The sequence below is a fragment of the Saccharospirillaceae bacterium genome (genome assembly GCA_022448365.1).
Lineage (GTDB): Bacteria > Pseudomonadota > Gammaproteobacteria > Pseudomonadales > Oceanobacteraceae > Bacterioplanoides.
In genome coordinates this window covers 1-3399 of record JAKVCS010000019.1, presented here as the reverse complement: position 1 = coordinate 3399, position 3399 = coordinate 1, and the positions used below count along the sequence as shown (strand labels likewise).

Sequence of the window (3399 nt, the reverse complement as noted above, 5' to 3'; positions counted from 1 at the left end):
TAGTTTTCTTAAGTTTAGATTTTTCTAACATTCAAACTCATGTAGAAGATGATTTTGCTTGGACACTCGTTGATACAACCGTTCAAGGAAAGGTTAGGAAGTCTGGAGAAACTTTCAACAAAACGGGGTTTCAAACCTTTCTTTTTAAAAAAGTTAACGGTGAGTGGCTGATAGTTCACACGCATTCCTCTAGTAGAAATCGTGCAAAAGACTAGCGAAATAAATGTATTGAAAGCTACTTTGGTAATATCAACGGTAGCTTTCCAGTTTGCTCAATATCAGAACCATCTCGGCTATCCTATTGTCAAAATGCCTTACACTTCATATTGGCACGAACTAAGCTTCCCGCCAGCCAATGAACCCTTATTATTCGTTTTTGCACAGATTTTTAATCAACATCGAATCCTTAAACACTTGTTGTTAATTGGCACCGCTATGGATCCATTCCATTGGCGGCGTAATGGACCCACCCCATTTGTGCCGTAATCGATCCACCTGATTGGCGGCGTAATAGATCCACTTTAATCTGATTTTTCCCCTCAAACTTCTGTTTAACTCGCGTATCTTTGACTGTTTTGTAGTCAGGAGAATACGCATGCCAAACCGGAGGTTTGAAATGTACCAATACCGACACATCCTCGTTCGAATGCGAATGGGCGATTCCAATCGAGCCATCGCTGACAGTGGAATCGCTGGTCGTAATAAAGTCAAAGCGATTAAGCGTATTGCATCGAAACATGGCTGGCTTGAACCCGATAGCGAACTACCTGATGATTCACAACTGGCCACTGTCTTCGGCGAGAGGCCACCCAATCCAACGACAACGTCATCTGTTGCACCATACGCGGACAAAGTGAAAAAGTGGTATCAGGATGGTGTGCAGGGCACCACAATCCATCAAGCACTGGTGGAGAAATATGGCTTCACAGGAAGCTACTGGTCTGTCATCCGTTTTTTAAAAGTCTTAGCTGAGAAGACGCCAGTTCCTACTACTGTCATGGAATTCACAGCTGGCGATACCGCACAAGTTGACTTTGGTGCAGGGCCGCTCATTGTGGATACTGAAACTGGCGAGCTTCGCAAAAGCTGGATATTTGTGATGACGCTGGCTTGGAGTCGTCACATTTACGCTGAGTTCATTCGTGACCAAAGCACCGCCACCTGGCTGGCCTGTCATCGTCGTGCGTTTGAATGGTTTAGAGGCGTGCCAAAACGCGTGGTCATCGACAATCCTAAATGTGCGATTACAAAAGCTTGCTATCACGACCCACAGGTTCAGCGCGCTTACGGTGAGTGTGCCGAAGGCTATGGATTTTTGATTGCGCCATGTCCCGTGCGTGACCCGCAGAAAAAAGGCCGTGTCGAATCTAATGTTAAGTACATCAAAAATAGCTTCGTTCCTCTGAAGGAATTCCGTAGTCTGAGTGATGCCAACGTACAGCTTAAACGTTGGTTACTGGCGGTTGCGGGAAATCGTAAACACGGCACCACCAAATGTCAGCCGCTGGAGCGCTTTACTGAGATTGAACAGGCACGACTTAAACCATTACCTGATGTGCCACCGGAGCAGGCTGTCTGGGCAAAGGTTAAGGTACACGGTGATGGTCATGTGCAATTTGAACACTGCCGTTATTCGGTGCCCTATACGCTGATTAGAGAAACGCTCTGGCTTAAAGCCAGTGACACTATGGTGCGTATTTATCAGGGGCATGAACTCAAAGCAACACATACCCGAATGCGCCATCAGGGTGGCAGAGCCACCGTTCCCGAACATCAACCGCCAGCCGCTCAGGCTTATAACATGCAGGATCCGCAATATTGCCTGACTCAGGCGAAGCGGATTGGCGAATCATGCCATGTGTTGATTAAGCGTCTGTTTGCCAGTCGCGTACTGGACAACCTGCGTGCTGCACAAGGTGTTGTGGGCCTTGCCAAACGCTACGGTGATAAACGCGTCGACGCCGCCTGCTCACGCGCGTTGACCTTCGACAATGTGCGTTACAGCGCAGTCAAACAAATCCTAGAAAAGGGGCTAGACCAGCAGCCCAATGAATCAAACGCCTTCGATACCTTAAGCGATGCTTATACCGGCGGTGGTCGATTCCATCGCGACCCAAATAAACTACTCCCTCATTAGAAAAAGGAAAAAACGATGATTAATCCGATCCCCGAACTCACGCCACTACTGAAACAGCTACGCCTGTCTGGGATGACAGACTCTCTGGCAATACGTAACCGTGAAGCCATTGACCACCAACTCAGTTATCCTGACTTCTTGGCCTTAATGGTACAAGATGAAGTCGCCAGACGTGACCAGAAAAAATATACCACACGTCTTCGTCGTGCAGGCTTCAGAGGTAATAAAACACTGGAAAACTTCGATCTGAATGCCAATCCTAATCTGAACCGCGCTTATATCAACGAACTGGCGGATTGCCGGTTCATTGACGAACATGTAGCAGTGCTTATCGCGGGGCCGTGCGGCACCGGTAAAAGCCATCTTGCTCAGGCTATTGGTCACTGTGCGGTACAAAAAGGGATTGACGTGTTGTTCTTTACTCAGGCAAAACTGCTTGCGAACTTGCATGCAGCGAGAGCCACGAACACCTATGAGAAACGCTTCCAGACGTTAGCTAAAGTAGACTTGCTCATCATCGATGACTTCGGTTTAAAGCCACTCAAATCTCCTCATGATGAAGACTTACACGACTTAATTGATGAACGGTATGAACAGAAATCGACAATCATCACCAGCAACCTAGACTTCAGTGAATGGGGACAAGCCTTCCCAAATAAACTGCTCGGCGCGGCGACACTCGATCGACTCAGACACAACGCCTATCGACTGGTTCTGGAAGGCGAAAGTTACCGCAAATTACGAGAGAACAATAATCAGACTGGACGAGGAGCACAAAGCAAGAAATAATCACTCTGTTTGAGGACAAAAAAGACGGTTTTAAGTGGATCCAATACGCCGCAAATGGGTGGATCTATTAGGGTGCCAATCGACACTTGTCCTCCCAACCTACATTTTGTTCCACATACGCTATTCTCAAAAGGTGCAGAGAAATATGAAAATCGTTTATTTTGGAAACGACTTATTCTCGAATTGTTTGTTACTTCTAATTAAAAATAGATTGAACATTGAACGCGTTTTTATAAACGATGTTCAGGAAAATGCGAGCTTCATCAAACGAATTTGTCGTAAATACAATATTGTTTATTCCACTGAAAAACCAAGTATCGTGACTCTTAAAGGATATTTAAATGACGAACAGACAGTCTTTGTTGTAGCCGATTACGGATACAAAGTACCCACAAACGAAATAAAATATGCGATTAATATCCACCCATCTTTACTACCCAAAAGTAGAGGCCCAACCCCACTCACCTACATTA

General features: G+C 46.0%; 3 protein-coding genes and 1 pseudogene. All 4 read left to right on the top strand.

Annotated features, from left to right (window positions below):
* On the top strand, nt 1–215 hold a 215-nt coding region (locus tag MK185_17645; GenBank protein MCH2042454.1), incomplete at its 5' end, for a nuclear transport factor 2 family protein.
* Nucleotides 216–616: 401 nt separating this feature from the next.
* Nucleotides 617–2137 (top strand): IS21 family transposase, encoded by a 1521-nt coding sequence (gene istA, locus MK185_17640; GenBank protein ID MCH2042453.1) that lies wholly within the window; start codon nt 617–619, stop codon nt 2135–2137.
* An 18-nt stretch (nt 2138–2155) separates the two neighbouring features.
* A pseudogene (gene istB, locus MK185_17635) lies at nt 2156–2872 on the top strand (IS21-like element helper ATPase IstB).
* A 199-nt stretch (nt 2873–3071) separates the two neighbouring features.
* Nucleotides 3072–3399: hypothetical protein (locus tag MK185_17630; protein ID MCH2042452.1), on the top strand; the 328-nt coding region annotated here is incomplete at its 3' end.

What these genes read in the sequence shown, in the direction of transcription:
- istA (MCH2042453.1), top strand. Translation starts at nt 617, where the DNA reads ATGTACCAATACCGACACATCCTCGTTCGAATGCGAATGGGCGATTCC.